Source organism: Pelomonas sp. BJYL3 (assembly GCF_027257975.1).
Lineage (GTDB): Bacteria > Pseudomonadota > Gammaproteobacteria > Burkholderiales > Burkholderiaceae_C > Roseateles_B > Roseateles_B flavus.
Window position 1 is genome coordinate 654,205 of sequence record NZ_JANZKX010000001.1, and the last position, 20,080, is coordinate 674,284.

The 20,080-nt window shown below is 71.1% G+C and carries 22 protein-coding genes; 17 read left to right on the top strand and 5 right to left on the bottom strand.

The window, feature by feature from the left end; translation table 11 throughout:
• Positions 1-207 precede the first annotated feature (207 nt).
• The 8 genes from O9Y01_RS02960 to O9Y01_RS02995 all read left to right on the top strand — a co-directional run bounded on the left by O9Y01_RS02960 (position 208) and on the right by O9Y01_RS02995 (position 5,409).
• The gene (locus tag O9Y01_RS02960; protein WP_269630535.1) at positions 208-519 is read left to right on the top strand and encodes an antibiotic biosynthesis monooxygenase family protein; all 312 of its coding nucleotides are present in this window, start codon (positions 208-210) and stop codon (positions 517-519) included.
• Between the two features lie 30 nt (positions 520-549).
• A complete protein-coding gene (locus tag O9Y01_RS02965) occupies positions 550-1,065 on the top strand; it encodes a DUF1697 domain-containing protein (protein WP_269629988.1) in 516 nt (171 codons plus the stop codon).
• Positions 1,066-1,089: 24 nt separating this feature from the next.
• Complete coding sequence (locus tag O9Y01_RS02970) at positions 1,090-1,587, top strand: BON domain-containing protein (RefSeq protein ID WP_269629989.1); 498 nt, start codon at positions 1,090-1,092, stop codon at positions 1,585-1,587.
• 92 nt (positions 1,588-1,679) lie between these two features.
• Positions 1,680-2,015, top strand: a complete 336-nt coding sequence (locus O9Y01_RS02975; RefSeq protein WP_269629990.1) for a cupin domain-containing protein — start codon at positions 1,680-1,682, stop codon at positions 2,013-2,015.
• A gap of 99 nt (positions 2,016-2,114) precedes the next feature.
• The gene (locus O9Y01_RS02980) at positions 2,115-2,333 is read left to right on the top strand and encodes a SlyX family protein (protein WP_269629991.1); all 219 of its coding nucleotides are present in this window, start codon (positions 2,115-2,117) and stop codon (positions 2,331-2,333) included.
• Between the two features lie 9 nt (positions 2,334-2,342).
• Complete coding sequence (locus O9Y01_RS02985; RefSeq protein ID WP_269629992.1) at positions 2,343-2,882, top strand: cysteine hydrolase family protein; 540 nt, start codon at positions 2,343-2,345, stop codon at positions 2,880-2,882.
• A 67-nt stretch (positions 2,883-2,949) separates the two neighbouring features.
• Complete coding sequence (locus O9Y01_RS02990) at positions 2,950-4,455, top strand: hypothetical protein (RefSeq protein WP_269629993.1); 1,506 nt, start codon at positions 2,950-2,952, stop codon at positions 4,453-4,455.
• 69 nt (positions 4,456-4,524) lie between these two features.
• Positions 4,525-5,409 carry a penicillin-binding transpeptidase domain-containing protein gene (locus O9Y01_RS02995; RefSeq protein ID WP_269629994.1) on the top strand — a complete coding sequence of 295 codons (885 nt, stop codon included), beginning with the start codon at positions 4,525-4,527 and terminating at the stop codon, positions 5,407-5,409.
• 14 nt (positions 5,410-5,423) lie between these two features.
• Here the strand turns inward: O9Y01_RS02995 and nudC are convergent, their stop codons facing one another.
• Together nudC and O9Y01_RS03005 are read right to left on the bottom strand one after the other, a co-directional pair.
• Positions 5,424-6,275: an NAD(+) diphosphatase gene (nudC, locus tag O9Y01_RS03000; RefSeq protein WP_269629995.1), complete on the bottom strand. Its 852-nt coding sequence runs from the start codon at positions 6,273-6,275 to the stop codon at positions 5,424-5,426.
• Positions 6,276-6,303: 28 nt separating this feature from the next.
• Positions 6,304-7,281 carry a LysR family transcriptional regulator gene (locus O9Y01_RS03005; RefSeq protein ID WP_269629996.1) on the bottom strand — a complete coding sequence of 326 codons (978 nt, stop codon included), beginning with the start codon at positions 7,279-7,281 and terminating at the stop codon, positions 6,304-6,306.
• A 105-nt stretch (positions 7,282-7,386) separates the two neighbouring features.
• Between O9Y01_RS03005 and O9Y01_RS03010 the strand changes: the two genes are divergently transcribed.
• The 3 genes from O9Y01_RS03010 to O9Y01_RS03020 all read left to right on the top strand — a co-directional run bounded on the left by O9Y01_RS03010 (position 7,387) and on the right by O9Y01_RS03020 (position 11,317).
• Positions 7,387-8,421 (top strand): zinc-binding alcohol dehydrogenase family protein, encoded by a 1,035-nt coding sequence (locus tag O9Y01_RS03010; protein ID WP_269629997.1) that lies wholly within the window; start codon positions 7,387-7,389, stop codon positions 8,419-8,421.
• An 813-nt stretch (positions 8,422-9,234) separates the two neighbouring features.
• Positions 9,235-10,620: an MBL fold metallo-hydrolase gene (locus O9Y01_RS03015; protein ID WP_269629998.1), complete on the top strand. Its 1,386-nt coding sequence runs from the start codon at positions 9,235-9,237 to the stop codon at positions 10,618-10,620.
• Between the two features lie 79 nt (positions 10,621-10,699).
• The gene (locus O9Y01_RS03020) at positions 10,700-11,317 is read left to right on the top strand and encodes a YdeI/OmpD-associated family protein (protein ID WP_269629999.1); all 618 of its coding nucleotides are present in this window, start codon (positions 10,700-10,702) and stop codon (positions 11,315-11,317) included.
• 36 nt (positions 11,318-11,353) lie between these two features.
• Here O9Y01_RS03020 and O9Y01_RS03025 read toward each other — a convergent pair whose 3' ends face one another.
• The gene (locus O9Y01_RS03025; protein ID WP_269630000.1) at positions 11,354-12,643 is read right to left on the bottom strand and encodes a hypothetical protein; all 1,290 of its coding nucleotides are present in this window, start codon (positions 12,641-12,643) and stop codon (positions 11,354-11,356) included.
• Between the two features lie 246 nt (positions 12,644-12,889).
• Here O9Y01_RS03025 and O9Y01_RS03030 point away from each other — a divergent pair, with 246 nt between their 5' ends.
• From O9Y01_RS03030 to O9Y01_RS03045, 4 genes are all read left to right on the top strand, one after another.
• Positions 12,890-13,231, top strand: coding sequence for a YciI family protein (locus tag O9Y01_RS03030; RefSeq protein ID WP_269630001.1), 342 nt, complete (start codon positions 12,890-12,892; stop codon positions 13,229-13,231).
• Between the two features lie 139 nt (positions 13,232-13,370).
• A complete protein-coding gene (locus O9Y01_RS03035) occupies positions 13,371-13,748 on the top strand; it encodes a hypothetical protein (protein ID WP_269630003.1) in 378 nt (125 codons plus the stop codon).
• Between the two features lie 8 nt (positions 13,749-13,756).
• Complete coding sequence (locus O9Y01_RS03040; RefSeq protein WP_269630004.1) at positions 13,757-14,299, top strand: hypothetical protein; 543 nt, start codon at positions 13,757-13,759, stop codon at positions 14,297-14,299.
• A 34-nt stretch (positions 14,300-14,333) separates the two neighbouring features.
• Positions 14,334-15,014, top strand: coding sequence for a hypothetical protein (locus O9Y01_RS03045; RefSeq protein ID WP_269630006.1), 681 nt, complete (start codon positions 14,334-14,336; stop codon positions 15,012-15,014).
• 74 nt (positions 15,015-15,088) lie between these two features.
• Here the strand turns inward: O9Y01_RS03045 and O9Y01_RS23155 are convergent, their stop codons facing one another.
• Both O9Y01_RS23155 and O9Y01_RS03050 read right to left on the bottom strand, forming a co-directional pair.
• Positions 15,089-15,370, bottom strand: coding sequence for a GNAT family N-acetyltransferase (locus O9Y01_RS23155; protein WP_442952713.1), 282 nt, complete (start codon positions 15,368-15,370; stop codon positions 15,089-15,091).
• A gap of 215 nt (positions 15,371-15,585) precedes the next feature.
• Positions 15,586-17,580, bottom strand: a complete 1,995-nt coding sequence (locus O9Y01_RS03050; protein ID WP_269630007.1) for an SDR family oxidoreductase — start codon at positions 17,578-17,580, stop codon at positions 15,586-15,588.
• 286 nt (positions 17,581-17,866) lie between these two features.
• Here O9Y01_RS03050 and O9Y01_RS03055 point away from each other — a divergent pair, with 286 nt between their 5' ends.
• Positions 17,867-18,598, top strand: coding sequence for a phasin family protein (locus tag O9Y01_RS03055; protein WP_332108742.1), 732 nt, complete (start codon positions 17,867-17,869; stop codon positions 18,596-18,598).
• A 153-nt stretch (positions 18,599-18,751) separates the two neighbouring features.
• Positions 18,752-20,071: a patatin-like phospholipase family protein gene (locus tag O9Y01_RS03060; protein WP_269630009.1), complete on the top strand. Its 1,320-nt coding sequence runs from the start codon at positions 18,752-18,754 to the stop codon at positions 20,069-20,071.
• Positions 20,072-20,080 lie beyond the last annotated feature (9 nt).

Sequence of the window (20,080 nt, forward strand, 5' to 3'; positions counted from 1 at the left end):
CTGTGGCAGCAATGGCAGCTGCGCGGGCTGCGCCGCCAGGGCCTCTATCCCGCCCGAGGCCAGGCGAAGCCGGCGGACGTGCAGCGCCTCGTCCAGGCCGGAGAGCGGCTGCTGGCCATGCGCTGCCATCGCGAGCTGTACGGCAGCAGCCTGCGCGAGGCCCGCGACGCGGTGCAGGCCTTGAGCGAGAACCTCGCGGCGCCCGGCATCCTGGAGACCGCCCCGCTGCAGCTGCGCCCCGGCAGCTCGGCCGAGTTCGAGAAGGCCTTCGCCCAGGCCCAGGCGCTGATCGCCGCCATGCCCGGCTACCGCGGCCACGAGCTGCAACGCTGCCTGGAGCGACCCGACCACTACCTGCTGCTCGTGCGCTGGGACAGCGTGGCCCACCACGAGCAGGGCTTCCGCCAGTCGCCCGAGTACCAGCAGTGGCGCGCCCTGCTGCACCATTTCTACGAGCCCTTCCCCACCGTGCTGCACTACGAGGCCGTGCCGGCCTGCACGGCGCCCCTACCCACCTGAAGCGGTGGTCCCCCCCTCCGAACAGCCCTCATGCCCCGATACATCGCCCTCCTGCGCGGCGTCAGCCCGCAGAACGCCAGGATGCCCGTGCTCAAGGCCTGCCTGGAAGACGCCGGCTACACCGAGGTCCGCACCCTGCTGTCCAGCGGCAATGTGGTCTTCGACGCTCGTGCCACGCCCCTGCCCACGCTGGAGAAGCGCCTGGAGAAGGTCATCGAGGCCGGCATGGGCCGGCACTTCCCGGTGATCCTGCGCCGCCAGGACCAGCTGCAGGCCTGGCTGGACGCCGACCCCTTCGCCGGCCACGCCCTGCCGGCGGACGCCAAGCGCATCGTCACCTTCCTGCGCCAGCCGCCCGAGGCGCCGCCGGCCCTGCCTCTGGTGGCGGAAGGCGTGCGCATCCTGGCGCTCAGCGAGACCCAGGTCGTCAGCGCCTACCAGCCCCATGAGGACGGCCCGCTCTTCATGCGGCGCCTGGAGCAGCTCTTCGGCCGCGAGATCACCACCCGCACGCTGGACACGGTGAAGAAGTGCCTCAAGGCATGAAGGCCTGACGCCATGAAGCGCCCCGTGCCATGCCTGCTCCCGGGCCTCCTGCTGGCCGGCGCCGCCTGCGCGCAGCCCACGGAGGGCGGAGCCCTGCGCAACTGGTTCGACGATCCCTTCCTCGCTCTCAGCCGGGACCAGGCCGGCTGCCCCGAGCCCGCCGGCCCGCGTGTCAGCGAGGCCGAACGGCGCACCCAGGCCCACCGCCGGGCGGAGAAGGGCACGACCTGCTGGCTGGCCGGCGAGCCGGACTGTGCGCAGTCCAGCGCCTACCGCTATGACGCGGGCATTGCCGACGCCATCCGGGCAGACGCCACGCTCGGCGCAACGCTGGCGGGCAGCAGTGTCTGGATCACGGTGCAGGGCCGGGTCGTCTATGCCGAGGGCTGCGTGCGGGATGCGGCCCAGGCCGAGGCCCTGGAGCGCCGGCTGCGCGCCCTGCCCCATGTGCAGCAGGTGATCCCCCTGCTGCGCCTGCAGGCCGGCCAGCCACCGCCCTATCGCGTCTTCCCCGGCCGCTGAGGTCCGGCAGGCGCGCGGGGCTTCAAGCCCCTTCTTGCAGCGAAGCGCGGCGGGGTCCACACTGGCCCTCGTCCGTCCCCAAGGAGCAGCTCATGGCCCTTACGCATGTCATCGCCGGCCAGCCCGTGCCCATCCAGCCCCTGGGCCCCCGCCTGCAGGGCGCCAAGACCAGCGCGCTGTTCAAGTCCCAGGATCTGGAGCTGATCCACCTGGTGCTGCTGCAGGGCAAGTCCCTGCCGCCGCACAAGGTGGCCGGTGAGATCACCATCCATTGCCTGGAAGGCCGGCTGGAGGTCAGCGTGGACGGCCACAGCCAGGTGCTGGCGCCCGGCCAGCTGCTCTTCCTGCAGCGCAATGCCCTGCATGGCGTCACCGCGCTGGAGGATGCCTCCGGCCTGGTGACCATCGCACTGCGCAGCGGCAGCTGAAGCCCGCCGCTCCCTGACTTGCGGCGCCCGCGCCGCCGCCCGGGCACAATGCGTGGGCTGGCCGCCCGCCTCCTGTGGCGGCCCCCGGATGCCCTCGCCATGCAAGACCCAGACCCCCATGACCAGCGCCTCACCGAGCTGGAAATCAAGGCCGCCTACACCGAGGACATGCTCGACGAGCTGAACCGCGTCATCGTGCGCCAGCAGCAGCAGATCGACGTCCTGCTGCGCGAGCTGCTGCAGCTGCGCGACCGCATGCCCGACAGCGCCGGCGGCTCTGCCCGCAACCTGCGCGACGAACTCCCTCCCCACTACTGAAGCCCCTCCATGAGCGCACCCACGCCGCAGGCCCTGCTGATCATCGACGTGCAGCAGGCCCTCTTCGACCCGCCGCCCTTCGAGGCGTCGGCCGTGATCGAGCGCATCAATGCCCTGGCCGAACGTTTCCGCGCCCAGGGACTGCCCGTCTTCCTGATCCAGCACCAGAGCGCGCAGGGCGTGCTGCAGGCTGGCTCGCCGGGCTGGGCCTTCGCCGAGGGGCTGCAGACGCGGCCCAGCGACACGGTCATCGCAAAGACCACGCCCGACTCCTATCTGCGCACCCCGCTGGAGTCGGCCCTGCGCGAGACGGGGGTGGGCCATGTCGCCGTCTGCGGCTATGCCAGCGAGTTCTGCGTGGACACCACCGTGCGGCGCTCGGCGGCCCTGGGCTTCGAGGTCACCCTGGTGGCTGACGCCCACACCACCCACGACAAGCCCCATGCCGGCGGCGCGCAGATCCGGGCCCACGAGAACGCCACCCTGCCCAGCATCAGCAGCTTCGGTCCGCGCATCCGGGCCCTGCCGGCGGCCGAGCTGGCGCTGTAACGCCTGTAACGCGAGGCCCTGGCCCATGAAGCCCGGACGGCCCGCCCACCCGGCCCACAATGCCGCCGTGAGCCCCGACACCCGCCCCCCCGCTTCTGATGCCAGCGCCCCGCCGCTGCTCATCGCCCTCGACAGCCAGCAGCTCACGCTGGACCCCGGCGCCGCCTCGCCCCGGCGCCTGCGCAACCGCCTGCTGCCCCGCCTGCTCGCCGCCCTGCTGCTGGCCCATGCCGAGGGGCAGGCCCGCGAGGCCCGGCCCTGCAGCCGCAAGGCCCTGCAGCAGCGCCTGGGCGACCGCGCCGAGCTGCACCGCACCCAGCTGTGGCGCGCCCTGCAGGCCCTGGACGACAGCCCCCTGCGCGGCCTGATCCGCCATGGCGCCCGCTCCGCCGGCCCCTTCTGGCTGGACGAGACCCTGCTGGCCCGCTGCAGCTGGCAGTACCGTGGCGAGCTGATGGACCGGGCGGCCTGGCTCGCCCTGCTGAACCCGCCACCCGCCGATGCCCCGGCGCCGAGCCCGACCCTGACCCGCCAGGCCCTGCCTCTGGCCTATGTGCAGGCCCTCTCCCGCGCCGACCTGGCCCTGGAGCGCGGCGAGCTCTACCCCGCCCGCCTGGCCCTGGCCCAGGCCACGGACCATGCCCCCGCGGGCGACCTGCCCGCCCAGCTCTCCCTGAGCCTGCGCCGCGCCCGCATCGCCCGCCGCCTGGGCGACTGGGCCACGCTGCAGCAGGAGCTGCGCACCCTGCGCCAAGGCCTGGAGCAGCCCGGCCTGCCCCTGGGCCAGGCCCGGCAGATCGGCTGGCGCCTGGTGGTGCTGGAGGCCTGGCATTGCCATGGCAGCCTGGGCGAGAGCGCCGTGGCCCTGCAGAAGCTCGCCCGGCTCGATGAGCAAGACCTGGCCCTCGATGCCGGCCTGCTGGTCGACTACCTCAATCTGCGCGGCATGGCCGGCCGCGAGCTGGCCCTGCAGGCGGCATCGCCCGAGCAGGCACTCGCAGCGCTGGAGGACCTCGCCGCGGCCCTGCGCCAGGCCAGCCTGGCCGGCCTGCCGGATGCGCTGCAGGTCAGCGCCGCCAACCTGGCCAATGCCCTGTGCCTGCTGCAGGGCGCCGGGCTGCTACCGCCGCAGCGCGGGGCCGAGGCCTGGGGCTGGCTGCTGCTCAGCGAGAGCGTCTGCGAGCGCTGGGGCCTGGCCCGGCATTCGCTGCTCAACACCATCTTCCTGCTGCGCATCGCCGAGCAGCAGGGCTGGAGCTTTGCCCAGGCCCAGCAGCGCGCCGAGGCCGAGGGCCTGCCCCTGGCCGGCGACAGCTTCCGCAGCCTGGCCGCCGAGCGCTGGGAGGCCTGCCGGCGCCTGCACTCCCAGCTGCCGGCCGAGCAGCGCTGCGCCTTCCTGCTGCTGTGGGCCCGCCATGCCTGGCGCGAGGGCGACGCCCTGTGCGCCGCCGAGCTGGTGCAGCAGGCCCGCCATCACGGCCGCAAGCTGCGGGCGGAGTCCCAGCGCGAGCGCTACGAGGGCGAGGCGCGCCAGCTGCTGGCCGCCCTGGGCCTGCCCGCGCAACAAGCGTAACGTCGCATTGGCACTGACACGTGTCACCCGCGCCGACACACTGCGGTCTTCCATCCAACAGGAGATTCCATGACCTTGACCGCAGCCCACCAGCCCCTTCTTGCGCTCGCCACCTTGAGCCTTGCCCTGCTCGCCGGCAGCAGCCGGGCCGACAGCGCCGCCGAGGCCTTCCGCATCGCGCCGGAGCTCGACCAGGGCTTCCAGGCCCTGGGTACGCGCGGCGTCATCGCCCTCTATGACGAGCAGGCCCGGCGCTGGACCGTGTCCGACGCCCGGCGGGCCTACCAGAGCTTCCGCCCGGCCTCCACCTTCAAGATTCCCGGCACGCTGATCGCGCTGGAGGCCGGCGTCGCGCGCGACGAGACCCAGGTCTTCAAGTGGGACGGCCAGAAGCGCTGGAACGAGGACTGGAACCAGGACCAGACCCTGCAGACCGCTTTCCGCTTCTCTGCGGTGTGGGTCTATCAGCACATCGCCCGACAGGTCGGCGCCGAGGGCATGCAGTCCCGGCTCTGGGCCTGGCGCTACGGCAACGCCGTGGCCGGTCCCCGGCACGACAGCTTCTGGCTGGACGGCGATGTGCGCATCACGGCCGTCGAGCAAGTCGACTTCCTGCGCCGCTTCGCCGAGCACCGCCTGCCCATCAGCGATCGCACCGAGACCCTGGCGCGGCGGGTCTTTCTGCGCGATGAGACGCCCGCCTGGCGCCTTTTCGCCAAGACCGGCTGGGATGGCACCGGCCCGGTCGAGCTGGGCTGGTTCGTGGGCTGGACCGAACGCAAGACCGGCTCCGGCCGCTGCTTCTTCGCCCTCAACATGGACATGCAGGTCGACGCGAAAGCCCTGCCCAAGGGCGCAAAAAAGCCCACGCAGCACGAGCTGATCCGCCAGCTGGGCCCGCATCGCGAGCGTCTGGCGCGCGAAGCCCTGCAGGCGCAGGGCTGCCTGGACTGACCGTCAGCTGAGACTTAGGCCCTCGCCTGCGCTGCGTCCAGATCGCCCCCGGCCTGCAGCCAGGCGATGGTGTCGCCGATCAAGTGGCCGGCGATGCTGAAGCGCGGCGGCAGGCCCGGCAGGGCGTCGAGCTCGAACCAGTCGGCATGCTCGATCTCGCCGGGCTGCTCGCGGATCTCGCCGCCCGCCCACTCGCAGCGGAAGGCCAGCATCAGGCTGTGCGGGAAGGGCCAGCTCTGGCTGGCGTAGTAGTGCAGCCCGCGGACCCGCACGCCCACCTCCTCCGCCACCTCGCGGTGCAGGCAGGACTCCAGCGATTCACCCGCCTCCACGAAGCCGGCCAGCGCGCTGTAGAAGCCCGGCTTGAAGTTCGGCGAGCGGGCCAGCAGCAGTTGCGGCCGCCCCTGATGCCGGCGCCACACCAGGGCCATCATGGCCGGGCTGATGCGGGGATAGGACACATGCCCGCAGGACGGGCAGCGCCGCGCGCGTTCCTGCGCCTGGCGCTCGGTGGGCGTGCCGCAGACGCCGCAGAAGCGGTGCGCGCGGTCCCACTCCATCACCTGGGCGGCGCGGCCGGCGAGCTGCAGCAGGGAGGCGTCCATCTGCATCATCGCGGCCCGCAGGCCCTGGGGCTCCCAGCCCTCGGGCACCGAGCTGGACTGCTGGGTCCAGCAATCCAGGCCGTCCAGCCGGCCGAGGTAGTGGCGCTCCGCCGGTGAGGTGAAGGCATCCGGCTGCGGGGTCAGGCCTTGCCTCTCGGCGTGGATCAGCAGCTGGCCCTCCACGAAGACCAGATGCCAGCCCTGCGCGCTGGGCGTGGCCGGCGCCTCGATGCCGGGGATGAAGCCTGGGGTGTCGTCCATGCGTGTCATGCCCGCACTGTAGAGGCAATCAGGCCGGGCCGCTGCGCCGGCGTGCGCGTGGCGCGCGCGGGGCCGGCAGGGCCGCAAAGCCCTCGACCAGGTGGTCCACCAGGGCCCGCACCCGCTGGGGCAGGAAGCGCTGGCTGGGCATCACCGCATGCAGGGGCAGCTCGTCCCCCAGCCAGCCGGGCAGCACCTGCACCAGCTGCCCATCGATCAGGGCGCGGCGCACGTCCAGCTCGCTCTTGTAGATCAGGCCCTGGCCTTGCAGCGCCCAGCGGTGGGCGATCTCGCCGTCGTCGGTGCTGAGCCGGCCCTGCACGGGCACGCTCACCGGCTCGGCCTCGGGCGTCTCGGCGGGCCGCAGGCGCCAGGCCCGCTCGTGGCGGTTGCGGATGCGGAAGGTGATGCAGTCATGCGCCGCCAGATCCTCCAGCTGGCGCGGCGTGCCGGCGCGCTTCAGGTAGTCCGGGCTGGCCACGACCTGGCGGCGCACCAGGGCCAGGCGCCGCGCGACCAGGCTGGAGTCCGGCAGCTGGCCGTAGCGCAGGGCGACGTCGATCTCGTCCTTGTAGATGTCCTGCAGGGAGTCGCTGACGCTCAGGTGCAGCTCGACGGCCGGGTGCCGGGCCATGAAGTCCTGCAGCATCGGCAGCACCCACTGGCGCGTGAGGTCGCTGGAGGCACTCAGCCGGATGCGCCCGCGCAGCCGCTCACCCGACTTGCCCTTGAGGCTCAGCGGCGCCTCGCTGACCTGGGCCAGGCCCTCGTCCAGCAGTTCCAGGGCGCGCTGGGCGTAGTCCCGCAGCTGCTCGCCCGCGGCGGTGAGGCGCAGGGCGCGGGTGCTGCGCTCCATGAGCCGCACGCCCAGGCGTGCCTCCAGGCGCTTGAGCATGGCGCTGGCAGCGGCGGGGCTCAGCTGCATCTCCCGCGAAGCGGCGCTGAGACTGCCGCGGCGGGCGCATTCCACCAGCAGGCGGAGTTCGGATGTATTTTCAATCTTCATTTGAAAGTGAATGATGCCAGAGCCGCTGGTTTGAAAGTCATCCGGACCGCACAGTCACGGTCATGCCCACCGCCGTGGCGGGCAAAGCCAAACCAGGAGTCCTTCATGAAAGCCGTCGGCTACTACCAGTCCCTGCCCATCAGCGCGCCCGAGTCCCTGATCGACCTCACCCTGCCCGAGCCGCAGCCGGGCCCCAAGGACCTGCTGGTCGAGGTGCGCGCCATCGCCGTCAACCCCGTGGACGTCAAGGTGCGCCAGCGCCGCCCCTCGCCCGACGGCCAGGCCCAGATCCTGGGCTGGGACGGCGTGGGCGTGGTGCGCGCCCTGGGCGCCGAGGTGCAGGGCTTTGCCGTGGGCGATCGCGTCTGGTGGGCCGGCGAGATCAACCGCCCGGGAAGCTACGCCGAGCTGCAGGCCGTGGACCATCGCATCGCCTCCCACGCGCCGGCCCAATGGAGCGACGCCCAGGCCGCCGCCCTGCCCCTCACCGGCATCACCGCCTGGGAGCTGCTCTTCGACCGCCTGCAGGTGCAGCAGACGCCCGAGCGCCCGGTGAGCCTGCTGGTGACGGCCGCGGCCGGCGGCGTGGGCTCCATCCTGCTGCAGCTGGCGCGCAAGCAGCCGCACCTCACGGTGGTCGCCACCTTGGGCGATGCCGGCTCGCGCCCTGGGGAGGTCGCGCGCCTGAAGGCCCTGGGCGCCCACCATGTGATCGACCACCGCCAGCCCCTGGCCCCGCAGCTCGCCGCCCTGCAGGCGCAGGGCCTGCCGCCGGTACGCCACATCGCGAGCCTCTCGCACACGCCCCAGCACTTCGCGGACTTCATCGCGCTCATCGAGCCCCAGGGCCGCCTGGCCATGATCGACGACTTCGAGCCCGGCGCCCTGGACGTCATGCTGCTCAAGGGCAAGGCCCTGTCCCTGCACTGGGAGATGATGTTCGCGCGCCCGCTGCACCAGACCCACGACATCGCCGAGCAGGGCCGCCTGCTGGCCCAGCTCGCCCAATGGGCCGACGCCGGCCAGCTGCAGAGCACGCTCAGCGAGGTGCTGGGGCCCGTGGATGCCAAGCACCTGAAGCTGGCGCATGAGCGCCTGGAGAGTGGGCATACGCAGGGCAAGCTGGTCCTCGAGTACTGACATCCCCCCCCCTACGGCCTTCGGCCGCCCCCCCAGGGGGGCACACCCGTAGGGCCGGCGCAGCCGGACCCTCGGGTGTCGTGCCGGGGCGAGCGCCGGCTGCGCCGGGCGCTCTTGGTGGGGCGGGTCGGGGTTGGGTTCGTGTCATGGGCCGGGCTGCGGGAGGCGCCTCGCATGCATGCCGGCAGGGCCGGCGCAGCCGGACCCTCGGGTGCCGTGCCGGGGCGAGCACCGGCTGCGCCGGGCGCTCTTGGTGGGGCGGGTCGGGGCTTGGTTCGTGGTCATGGGCCGGGCTGCGGAAGGCGCCTCGCATGCATGCATGCCGGCAGGGCCGGCGCAGCCGGACCCTCGGGTGTCGTGCCGGGGCGAGCGCCGGCTGCGCCGGGCGCTCTTGGTGGGGCGGGTCGGGGCTGGGTTCGTGGTCATGGGCCGGGCTGCGGGAGGCGCCTCGCAAACATGCCGGCAGGGCCGGCGCAGCCGGACCCTCGGGTGTCGTGCCGGGGCGAGCGCCGGCTGCGCCGGGCGCTCTTGGCGGGGCGGGTCGGGGTTGGGTTCGTGGTCATGGGCCGGGCTGCGGGAGGCGCCTCGCATGCATGCATGCCGGCAGGACCGGCGCAGCCGGACCCTCGGGTGTCGTGCCGGGGCGAGCGCCGGCTGCGCCGGGCGCTCTTGGTGGGGCGGGTCGGGGTTGGGTTCGTGGTCATGGGCCGGGCTGCGGAAGGCGCCTCGCAAGCATGCCGGCAGGGCCGGCATGACTTCCTGGAGGGTGGGACCGGGCCGCGACACTGCGCGAACAATTCAGGGAGGATCACCATGACATCTCGCTCCTCGCGCGGCGGCGCCAGTTTGCGCCCATCCGGCTGGCGGCGCCTGGCACTGCCGCTCGCCCTCGGGTTTGCCGCCATGGGAGCGGCCCGTGCCGCGCCGGCGGCCGATCCGGAAGCCTGGCAGCTGCAGATGCACGGCGAGCTGCTCGCGCGCGAGCAGGCGGCGCATCCGGGTGACGCCTCCGTGCCGGTACCGGCGCGGCAGACGCTCTGGCTGGCCCGGGACGGGCATTTCCGGCTGGAGACGGAGAACCGCTTTCCCGGCGAGATCGTGTTTCGCTACCGGGAGGCCGGCGATGCCCAGGGCGCGCAGCGCATCGACCTCCTGGGCTGGCGGGACGGCACCGCCATCCAGGCCGTGGACGCCAAGGCGGCCCGCGAGCATCTGGCCGACCAGCTGCTGTGGCTGCCCGCCGAGCTGCTGCGCCAGTCCACGCCCCTGACGCCGGCGCAGGAGCAACAGGGCACCTGGCAGCAGACCCTGCGCGACCCGGCCGGCCGCGAGCTGCAGCTGCGCTGGTCCGGCGCCCAGGGCCGGCTGATGGAGGTGCGGCAGGGGCCGCTGCGCTACGTCTACCTGAGCAGCCATGACGAGCGCGGCCTGCAGCCCGCCGAGATCGAGATCTTCAACGGCGAGCGGCGCACCCAGCGCTGGCAGCTGCAGCCGCCCGCTGCCGTGGACGCATCCAGCACGCGCCCGCCCCTGCCCGCTGGCTACGAGCCCCAGGCGCCTGCCGGCGCGCTGCGCGCCGAACGCCTGGCGCCGGATGTCTACCGCGTCGAGGGCCTGGCCTCGCGTTACCACAACCACTTCGTCGTCGGCCCCCAGGGCGTGGTGGTCTTCGACACGCCCGTGAGCCGCGAGGAAGGCAGCCGGGTCCGCGCCCTGATCGAGCGCACCGCGCCGGGGCTGCCCATCGCCGCTGTGGTGCTCTCGCACGGGCATCGCGACCATGCCGCGGGCCTGCCCGCCTACCTGGAGGAAGGCACCCGGCTCTTCGTGGGCCAGGGCGGTCGCCAGGCGCTGGCCCGGCAGCACGGCGCCGCGCAGGCCGAGCGCGCCGAGGAGGTCCGGCAGGCCCTGGCGATCGAGCTGGGCGGCCGGGCCCTGCGCCTGCTGCCCGTCACGAGCAGCCATGCCGAGGACATGCTCGTGGCCTGGGACGACGCCAGCCGCTCGGTCTTCCACGGCGACCTGTTCTACGTCCCCGAGCAGGGGCCGGTGCCGCCGGCCTTCGAGGGTGCCGAGGAGCTGCAGCAGGCGCTCAGGCAGGCCGGGCTGGAGCCGCTGCGAGTGCTGGGCGTGCATGGACGGGCGGCGAATGCCGACGATGTGCGGCAGTCGCTGGCCTTGCGCCACCGACAGCCTTGAGGCGAAGAGGCCTGGGCCGGCGGCGCGAGCGCCGTCGTTCGGAAAGCCAGCCGGGCGCCCTTGCGGCACACTCCCACGCATGCCTGCCACCAAGCCTCCACTTCAAGCCCAGGCCGACCCGGTCCTGTTCAAGAACGCCAAGGCCTTCGAGACCTGGCTGAGGAAGCACCACGCCAGCTCGGATGGCCTCTGGCTCAAGATCGCCAAGCGCGGCGCCGAGGCGCCCAGCGTGAGCTACGCCGAGGCCGTGGAGATCGCCCTGTGCTGGGGCTGGATCGACGGGCAGAAGAAGAGCCTTGACGCACAGCACTATCTGCAGCGCTTCACGCCGCGGCGGGCGCGCAGCATCTGGTCCAAGGTCAATGTCGAGAAGGTGGCCGCGCTGATCGAGGCGGGCCGCATGCAGGCGCCGGGCCATGCGCAGATCGAGGCCGCCAAGGCGGATGGGCGCTGGGCCAAGGCCTACGACAGCGCACGCACGGCCACGGTGCCCGAGGACCTGCAGGCCGCGCTGGACGCCAAGCCTCAGGCCCGCGCCTTCTTTGCGACCCTCAACGCCGCCAACCGCTACGCCGTGCTTTGGCGCATCCAGACGGCCGTCAAGCCCGAGACCCGCGCCCGGCGCATCGCCCAGCTGGTGGCGATGCTGGCGCGCGGGGAGGCGGTCCACATCTTCAAGCCACGGGACAAGGGCTGAGCTGCGGGGCGGGGGCCGCCCTTTGCCAACCCGCCCTCACCAGCTCGCCTGGAACGAGTCCCCCTTGAACCGGCTGTCGCGCGTGATGGCGCCCATGTCCACGAACTCGAAGTCCGAGGCCCTGAGGGTCTTGAGCTGCGAGATCGTCGCGTCCTGCCACTGCGCGCTGGGCTCGCCCTGCACGTAGAGGTCGGAGCCGATGTCGGCCACGTAGAGGCCGTAGCGCTGCATGGCCAGGGCCAGCGCCTTGGCCTGGGCGCTCCAGGACGCGGGCGGCGTGAAGCCGGCCTTGAGCCGCAGGACGGCGCCGAAGGGCACGCCGCCGGGGGTGTCGCCGCCGGCATGATGGCGGGCCGGCCAGACATGGCTGCGGGCCATCACGCTGTCGCGCAGGGTGACGCGAAGGGCGTGGCGGATCTCCCCGCCGCTGGCCTCGGCGGCGCGCGCCAGCAGGGGCAGCAGGGGCAGGCCGGCGGCGTCGCCCGAGGTCCAGGTGTCGGGGCGCATGGCATTGCTCTTCAGGTCCCAGGCCGCGGTGGAATAGGCATACCACTGGCCGCCGAGCTCGTAGCTGGCATAGCTCTCCCACAGCCGGCAGCTGCCCTGCTCCACGACGAGCACATGACGGTCCCCGCACTGCCGCGCATCGTTGCAGGCGCCACCTTCGGCCTTGAGCAGGTCGTCGCGCGGATAAGGGAAGCGACGGTTGGCGGCGGGCAGCGTGGTGCAGTCGCGCACCAGGGCGTAGCCGTTCACGGCGGGCGCCGCGCAGTCGCTCTCGTCGGGCGCACTGTCACCGCTGCCGGCGCGCGGGTCGGTCGGGTTGAAGTTCACCGTCGGCCAGCTCGTGGTGGCGGCCGGGCTGCTGCCATCGACCACGTTGTAGGGAATGCCGTAGTAGTCGGACGTCTGCTGCGGGTTCTCGTTGCTGCCCCAGTCGGGATGGAAGGCCCGCGCGGTGCCGATGCTGGCGAGCCACGTGGCGCTGCTGGCGTGAACCGGAAAGCGCTGCGGGTCGTCGATGCGGGTGTTGAAGACGGCGGAAGCGGGGAAGAGGTCGCAGCCGGCGATCTGGGGGGCGGCGCCGGGGGTTGGCGTTGGGGTCGGCGTAGGCGTAGGCGTAGGCGTAGGCGTAGGCGTAGGCGTAGGCGTAGGCGTGGGCGTGGGCAGCGGCGTCGGAGTGGGTGCCGGGACGGGTGTGGGAGTAGGTGCCGGTGTGGGGGTCGGTGCCGGAGAGTCAGCACCTCCGCCGCCGCAGGCCGCCAGGGCCATGGCACTGGCCAGCAGGCCGGCCTGCCCTGCCCGCTTGATCTTGTTGCTTCGCATCTGTCACTCCGTGCGACGCATGGCGCCGCGTTGTCCGGTGGCATTGAAGCAGGGGGGCTGCGGGGGCGCTGCAATTTTTTGTGACAGGGCCCGGCCCGGGCTGGAGGCCCGCTGGACACATCGTCAGGCCCTGGGGGCATGGGCGTGCACCGGGCGCCATCGATCGAGCCAGAATCTCGCATCACCTGACGTTCAACCGCCCCCCTGCGTCGCCGAGGCGACCAGGCCCTGACTGAGGACTGCCCGATGCGCAAGTACCTGATCTCCTTCCCCGCCCCCGCCATGAAGGTCCCCGCCGAGGACCTGGCCGCCGTGGGCGAGGCCGCACGCCAGGTCATCCGCGAAGCCAAGGCGGCGGGCGTGTACGTGTTCGCCGGGGGCATCAACGGGGACGCCGCGCCCGTCATGGTCGACGCGGATGGCACGGTCCGCCCAGGCACCTATCCGCAGACGAAGGACTTCGACGGCGGCTTCTGCGTGCTGGAGCTGCCCTCGCGCGAGGCGGCCCTGCTGTGGTCCGCGAAGATCGCCGCGGCCTGCCGGTGTGCGCAGGAGCTGCGGGAGTTTGGGGACGACCCGGAGAGCTGAGGGAGGAGTGGCAGCTGAGGGCACGCGCCTGCAGGGGTCAGGTCTTGCGGGGGACAAGGGTTCCTCAAACCTTCAGCTTCAGCGGACGCAGGGCTGCTACGCTGCGCCCTCACCTGTTTCCTCCAGAAATGCAGCCGCCATGCGTTCCCTCTTCCTTGCTTCCCTGCTTCTGCTGCCGCCCACCCTGCATGCCACCGAGGTGACGCTGAAGACGCATCCCGAGATGAACGCCTGGTCGTACTACGACAAGCCCCTGCCCAAGCCCTCATGGAACAAGGACGGCTCCCTGTCGGCCTGGGGCCTGGGTCACAGCACAGGTTCCGCCTCGATACAGGAGACCGGCGCGCGCGCCGATCGGAACAAGCAGGCACTGACCCTCTGCTATGCGACCCGTCCAAGGGAGCACGCGCCCGGAGCGCCCGTGCCGGCCATCGCCCTTCCCGTCGTTCTCGAGTTCCGTGTGCGGGGCTTGCCCGCGGGTGACTACGTCGTTCAGGAGGTGGGAGTCTGCAAATGATGGGTTGGATGCGCCCATCGAGGCACCCCCACCCCCGCGCCGCCCGCGGGCTGGCGCTCGCTGCGCTCACGCTTGCCGCGTGCGCGCCCAAGCCCGCCGAGCCGGCAGCAGACCGGCCCTTCACCCGCTGCGCCGCCTTCGAGTTCCGCGTCCCGGACGAGCAGGCGCTCAAGCAGGCGCAGCTGCTGATGTACGAGGCCGCGATCGACCTGGGCCTGCGCTTCGAGGCCGAGACGCCGATGGGCGGCTTCGTGCTGCGGATTGGCGGGCCCGGCCATCCCATGGTGTTCCAGCTGCAATCGCAGGCCGGCCCCTGGACTGACAAGTACTGGCTGGGCGCCGAGCACCTCGCCGGCGGCCCGCCCCAGTTGCACCCGCCGGGTGCGCCCTCGCACTGGGAGCCCTACGTGCCGACGGCCGCCTGCCTCGAGGAGAATGCGCTGAAGTTCGCGGAGCTGCGGCGGCGCTTTGCGGCGAGGTGGGCGGTGAGGGAGGGTGATCCCAAGGGTTTCCTGCCGCTGAAGTCCCGCTCGGCGCATGCGACGCCTTGAGATCACGAACCTGCCCCTTACCGAGTCAGTACAAATGCCACAGCTGAAGCTCCCCGCCGGTACGGATGTCGCCGAAATGGACTTGTTCGACATCGATGCGCTGCCGCGCCGGCGCGCGCCTGATGATGCGGCCGCCAATGCGCTTGCAGCGCAAGGCCGCCTGATTCGATTCCAGACGGGGGCGGACGGCGGCTATCTGCTGCACCTGTTCGTCGACGAGCCAATCCCCGATGGTCTTCGGCGCCATTGCCTGGACGACGACAAGCTGTCTGGCACATTTCGAACCATCAAAGGGAACATCGGATTTGGAGGGCTGGAGTCCGCATTTGCCGGCTTCAAGCCCAATCCAAACATTCGATCGGACGGGAGGATCGATCCGGGCGACTACAGCTACACGGCCTTCCACACCGAATTCCCCGACGAGCTCCTAGAGCAGGCGCTCCGGATCGAGAAAACGCCAGGAGAGCGATGGCTTGCGCGAGCACCCATGCTTGCCCTGCTGACCGCAGTCGTTTCAGGAGTCGTGCTGGCCGTTGCCTGGCGGCAGCCCATGGCTGCGGTATTGGCGTACGTGGCGGGACCTCTGGCATTCAGGCGGCTGACCCGAATCCCTGCGTACCAGGGGCTCGTGGCAAGACGTAAGGAAGCCGAGCTCGGATTTCCCGGCATCGTCGTGGAACTGAGAGCAAGCCACTTGTCCGGGCGACCGGCTTGAAGCAAGGCGTCGGGCGGCGCGACAGACCGCCCCGGGGTCGCACGCCATTTGCCAATGCATCCACCGTGCATCCTTCATGCCGTCCCCTTGCGCATGACTCGCAACCCATCGAACCGAACATCCGGCCCGGCATCCCGCCACCCTTGCTTTGCATAGAACGCTAGCGCCCGCCGATTGGAGGCCGACACCCGCAGCCAGGCCTCCGACAGGCCCACACCCTGGAAGCAGTCCAAGGCGTAGCGCTCCAATTGGCCTCCCAGCCCCAGACCCCGACAGTCAGGCCGCAAGTAGAAGAGGTTCACCTTGCCTGCCGACAGATCCTCAGGATCGCGGATCATCTCGACCTGGCCGACGATCTCCTCCCCGCGTCAGGCGTGGACGCAGCTGCCCGGCAGCGCGTGCATATAGGCCGCCAGGCGCTTGAGATAGTCCTCGCCCGCAGGACCGGCGGTGGCCCAGAAGCGGCGGGCATCGCCATCCCCGCAGACGTAGGAGTCGGCGCGGAACTCGACGCACAGGGCGGCGTGGCGAGCGAGGTCGACGGGGTGGAAGGCGAGTGAAGGCGCGGGCCTCAGAAGTGAATGCCCCGCATCATCTGCTGCAGCGCAATCGCCTCCGGCGACAGCTGCGGCTTGCCGCCCTTCTCGCCCTTGGCGGCGTCGCTGTCGGGGAACATGCGGAAGCTGGTGTTCATCACGATCTGGGCCACGCGCGGCATCAGCGCATGCAGCAGCTCGCCGGTGATGCCCAGGCGGGTGGCGATGCGCACGGGCTTGGCGATGCAGGCCTGGGCGATCATGTCCGCGGCTTCCTCGGGGGCCAGGGTCGGGACGTTGTTGTAGATCTTGGTGGGCGCGATCATGGGCGTGCGCACCAGGGGCATGTTGATGGTGGTGAAGGTGATGCCCAGGTCGGCGTACTCGCTGGAGGCGCAGCGGGTCCAGGCGTCCAGCGCGGCCTTGGAGGCCACATAGGCCGAGAAGCGCGGCGCATTGGTCAGCACGCCAATGCTGGAGATGTTGACCACATGCCCCTTCTTCTTCGCGACCATGCCCGGCAGCAGGCCCATGGTGACGCGCAGGCAGCCGAAGTAGTTCAGCTGCATGGTGCGCTCGTAGTCGTGGAAGCGGTCGTAGCTGGACTCGATGGCGCGGCGGATGGAGCGGCCGGCGTTGTTGATCAGGAAGTCGACGCCGCCGAAGTTCTCGTTGATCCAGGCGATCATGCCGGCGCAGCTCTCCTCGCTGGCGATGTCGGCCGAATAGCTGTGCACCTGCGCGCCCTTGCCGGCGTGCTCGCGGATCTCCTTCACCGCCTCGTCCAGCTTGCCCTCGTCTCGGGCGCAGATGATGGTGATGGCGCCGGCCTCGGCGAACTTCTTGGCCGCGGCCAGGCCGATGCCCGAGGAGCCGCCCGTCACCAGCACGACCTTGCCGCCCGTCGCGCCCTTGAGGCTGCGGTCGATGAAGAGGTCCGGGTCGAGGTGGCGCTCCCAGTAGTCCCACAGGCGCCAGGCGTAGTCGTGCAGATTGGGGCAGGCAATACCTGACCCCTTGAGCGCCTTCTCGGTCTCGCGGCTGTCGAAGCGCGTGGGGTAGTTGATGAAGGTGAACATGTCCTCGGGCAGGCCGAGGTCCTTCATCACGGCATGGCGGATGCGGCGCACCGGCGCCAGCGCCATCAGGCCCTTCTTGACGCTCTTCGGAATGAAGCCCAGCAGGGCGGCATTGACGAAGAGGTTCATCTTGGGGGCGTGCGCGGCCTTGGAGAAGATGTCCAGCACATCGCCCACGCGGTAGCCCACCGGGTCCACGAGGTGGTAGCAGCCGCCGCCGGCCTTCACCTGGTGGCTGATGTGGTCCAGCGCGTTGACCACGTAGTCCACGGGCACGATGTTGACGCGGCCGCCTTCCAGGCCGATGGAGGGCATCCAGGGCGGCAGGATCTGGCGCAGGCGCTGGATGGGCTTGAAGAAGTAGTAGGGGCCGTCGACCTTGTCCATCTCGCCGGTCTGGGAGTCCCCCACGACCATGGCGGGGCGGTAGACGGTCCAGGGCTTCTTGCAGTCCTTGCGCACGAGCTTCTCGCTCTCGTGCTTGGTCATGAAGTAAGGGTGGTCGAGGTTCTCCGCCTCGTCAAACATGTCTTCGCGGAACACGCCTTCGTAGAGGCCGGCCGCGGCGATGGAGGACACATGGTGCACATGCCCGGCGTCGATGGCCGCGGCGAAGTCCAGCATGTTGCGCGTGCCCTCGATGTTGGTGCGGACCTGGCTGTCCTCGTCGGCCTTGAGGTCGTAGACCGCGGCGAGGTGGTAGAGGTGGTCGATCTGGCCCTTGAGGCTCTTGATGTCCTCGTTGCTGACACCCAGCTTGCGCCCGGTGAGGTCCCCGAAGACCGGGATCGCCCGGTTCTTGCTGACGCCCCAGTAGGCCAGCAGCTCGGGCAGCTTGTCGCGGCTCTCCTCGCGCAGCAGGAAGTACACCGTGCTGCCGCGCCGTGCCAGGAGCTTCCTGACCAGCCGCTTGCCGATGAAGCCTGTGGCGCCCGTGACGAAGTACTGCATCGTGTCTCTCCTGTGTTCTTGGTTGGCCTGTGGGAGGCAGAGGGTCGGACGATTCTTGTCCAAACCCCGGGTTTCACCGCTGCGCGCTTTCCCCAGGGCCGACTCTAGAGCATAGAGACCGCACACTAGGATTGGGTGAGCACCGCAGGGTGGCGGGGCCTATAGTGGTTCCATCCCTGCTGGAGGGCCTGCGCTGGCGCGACAATGCCGCGTGGAAAGTTTCAGCGACTCTCGCGTAGTTCCACCTCAAGAAAAGGACTCAACAATGGTCAAGAAGCTGCAGAAAATGGCTGCCAAGAACAAGGCCTCCGCCAACAGCGCTTTCGGTGGTGCACTGCCCGCCGGCCTGCTGGACAACCAGGTGGCCCAGACGATCAAGGATTCCGCGCAGCAGATCTGGGCCGCCGGCCTGGGCGCTTTCTCCAAGGCCCAGGGCGAAGGCGGCAAGGTCTTCGAGACCCTGGTGAAGGAAGGCATGAAGCTGCAGAAGAAGACCCAGTCCGCCGCCGAGGAAAAGCTCGGCGCCGTGGCCAACAAGATGAGCGGCATGGCCGGTGAAGTCGGCGCCAAGGCCGGCCAGCACTGGGACAAGCTGGAGACCATCTTCGAGGAACGCGTGGCCCGCGCCCTGAACCGCCTGGGCGTGCCCAGCAGCAAGGATGTGGAGCAGCTGATCGCCCGCATCGACGCGCTGAGCGCCGCCGTGGGCATCGCCCCGGCCAAGAAGTCGGCCAAGAAGGCAACCGCTGCGAAGCCGGCGGCCAAGGCTGCTGCCAAGCCGGCCGCCAAGCCTGCCGCAAAGAAGGCCGTGAAGGCGGCGGCGAAGCCCGCTGCCAAGCCTGCTGCCAAGCCTGCTGCCAAGCCTGCTGCCAAGAAGGCCGCCGCAAAGCCGGCCGCGAAGCCTGCTGCCAAGAAGGCTGTCTTCAAGTCGGCCGCCAAGCCGGCGGCTCGCAAGGCCGCGGCCAAGCCCGCCGCCCCGGCTCCGGCAGCCCCGGCCGCCGAGGCCGCCCAGGCCTGAGCCTGAATGCAGAGCCCCGCCTGAGCGGGGCCCGCAAGGCGCCTCCAGAGCGCCCGTGACCAGCCGCCTCGCGCCAGTCCCGACCGATCGGGGCGAGGCCCACCGAGGCGGCTTGTCCATTTCTTGAGCGAGACAAACAGGATCCGCCACCGCATGAACGCCCGTTCCCGCCCCCGCCCCTCGACGCGCAGCTCCACCGAGGCTCCTGCCGCTCCCGCGGCGCCCCGGCGGCGGCGGGCTGACCAGCCCAAGGGCGGTCCGCGCATCGGCCTGGCGCTGGCCGGCGGCGGCCCGCTGGGCGCCATCTACGAGATCGGCGCCCTGTGTGCGCTGGAGGAATCCATCGATGGCCTGGACCTGCGCAACTGCGACAGCTACATCGGCGTCAGCGCCGGCGGCTTCATCGCCGCGGGCCTGATCAATGGGCTCTCGCCGCGCGATCTCTCGGAGGCCTTCATCGAGAACAGCGCCCGCTCGCCCGACACCTTCGACCCCTCCGTCCTGCTGCATCCGGCCTGGGACGAATACTGGCGCCGCCTGCGCACCGTGCCCGGCCTGGTCGGCACGGCGCTGTGGCAGACCGTGGTGCAGGGCCGTTCCGTGCTGGGCGCCTTCGAGCGCCTGGGCCGCGCGCTGCCCGCCGGCCTGCTGTCCGGCGAAGCCCTGGCCGAGCAGCTGCACGCGCAGTTCAGCCGGCCCGGCCGCAGCGACGACTTCCGCGAACTGCGCCACCGCCTGGTCCTGGTCGCGACCGACCTGGACAGCGGCGAGGCCGTGCCCTTCGGCCTGCCCGGCTGGGACCACGTGCCCGTCTCCAAGGCCGTGCAGGCCAGCGCCGCCCTGCCCGGCCTCTTCCCGCCGGTGGAGATCGACGGCCGCTACTACGTGGACGGCGCGCTCAAGAAAACGATCCACGCCTCCGTGCTGCTGAAGGAAGGCCTGGACCTGCTGCTGTGCCTGAACCCGCTGGTGCCCTACGAGGGCGAGCCGGGCGTGCAGGAGCACGAGCCGCACCGAAGCGTGCGTCCCAAGGGGCAGCGCATCCCGCGCCTGGTCGATGGCGGCCTGCCCGTGGTGCTGTCCCAGACCCTGCGCTCGCTGATCCATTCGCGCCTGGAGCTGGGCATGAAGGGCTATGCCCGCAGCCACCCCGACACCGACATCCTGCTCTTCGAGCCCAGCAAGCGCGATGCCGAGCTCTTCATGGCCAACACCTTCAGCTATTCGCAGCGGCGCCACCTGGCCGAGCACGCCTACCAGGCCACGCGCCGCCAGCTGCTGGAACGCGCGCAAGACCTGACCCCCAAGCTGGCGCGCCACGGCCTGACCCTGCGCGTCGACCGGCTCTGCGACAGCAAGCGTGAACTAGTACCGGGCGCACTCAAGCCGCCGAGCCGCTGCTCGCTGGCCATGGCTCGCCTGGATCAGACCCTGAGCCTGCTCGAGGCACGGCACGGCGTGCGCGCGCCCTGAGCTGCGCGA

Excerpts from the sequence above, each read along its gene's own strand:
- O9Y01_RS03050 (WP_269630007.1), bottom strand. The coding sequence starts at position 17,580 with ATGCAGTACTTCGTCACGGGCGCCACAGGCTTCATCGGCAAGCGGCTG.
- O9Y01_RS03040 (WP_269630004.1), top strand. The coding sequence starts at position 13,757 with ATGCGCCCATCGAGGCACCCCCACCCCCGCGCCGCCCGCGGGCTGGCG.
- O9Y01_RS03005 (WP_269629996.1), bottom strand. The coding sequence starts at position 7,281 with ATGAAGATTGAAAATACATCCGAACTCCGCCTGCTGGTGGAATGCGCC.
- O9Y01_RS03015 (WP_269629998.1), top strand. The coding sequence starts at position 9,235 with ATGACATCTCGCTCCTCGCGCGGCGGCGCCAGTTTGCGCCCATCCGGC.
- O9Y01_RS02975 (WP_269629990.1), top strand. The coding sequence starts at position 1,680 with ATGGCCCTTACGCATGTCATCGCCGGCCAGCCCGTGCCCATCCAGCCC.
- nudC (WP_269629995.1), bottom strand. The coding sequence starts at position 6,275 with ATGGACGACACCCCAGGCTTCATCCCCGGCATCGAGGCGCCGGCCACG.
- O9Y01_RS03010 (WP_269629997.1), top strand. The coding sequence starts at position 7,387 with ATGAAAGCCGTCGGCTACTACCAGTCCCTGCCCATCAGCGCGCCCGAG.
- O9Y01_RS02965 (WP_269629988.1), top strand. The coding sequence starts at position 550 with ATGCCCCGATACATCGCCCTCCTGCGCGGCGTCAGCCCGCAGAACGCC.
- O9Y01_RS02985 (WP_269629992.1), top strand. The coding sequence starts at position 2,343 with ATGAGCGCACCCACGCCGCAGGCCCTGCTGATCATCGACGTGCAGCAG.
- O9Y01_RS03060 (WP_269630009.1), top strand. The coding sequence starts at position 18,752 with ATGAACGCCCGTTCCCGCCCCCGCCCCTCGACGCGCAGCTCCACCGAG.
- O9Y01_RS03035 (WP_269630003.1), top strand. The coding sequence starts at position 13,371 with ATGCGTTCCCTCTTCCTTGCTTCCCTGCTTCTGCTGCCGCCCACCCTG.
- O9Y01_RS02995 (WP_269629994.1), top strand. The coding sequence starts at position 4,525 with ATGACCTTGACCGCAGCCCACCAGCCCCTTCTTGCGCTCGCCACCTTG.
- O9Y01_RS03045 (WP_269630006.1), top strand. The coding sequence starts at position 14,334 with ATGCCACAGCTGAAGCTCCCCGCCGGTACGGATGTCGCCGAAATGGAC.
- O9Y01_RS03055 (WP_332108742.1), top strand. The coding sequence starts at position 17,867 with ATGGCTGCCAAGAACAAGGCCTCCGCCAACAGCGCTTTCGGTGGTGCA.
- O9Y01_RS03025 (WP_269630000.1), bottom strand. The coding sequence starts at position 12,643 with ATGCGAAGCAACAAGATCAAGCGGGCAGGGCAGGCCGGCCTGCTGGCC.
- O9Y01_RS02980 (WP_269629991.1), top strand. The coding sequence starts at position 2,115 with ATGCAAGACCCAGACCCCCATGACCAGCGCCTCACCGAGCTGGAAATC.
- O9Y01_RS03020 (WP_269629999.1), top strand. The coding sequence starts at position 10,700 with ATGCCTGCCACCAAGCCTCCACTTCAAGCCCAGGCCGACCCGGTCCTG.
- O9Y01_RS03030 (WP_269630001.1), top strand. The coding sequence starts at position 12,890 with ATGCGCAAGTACCTGATCTCCTTCCCCGCCCCCGCCATGAAGGTCCCC.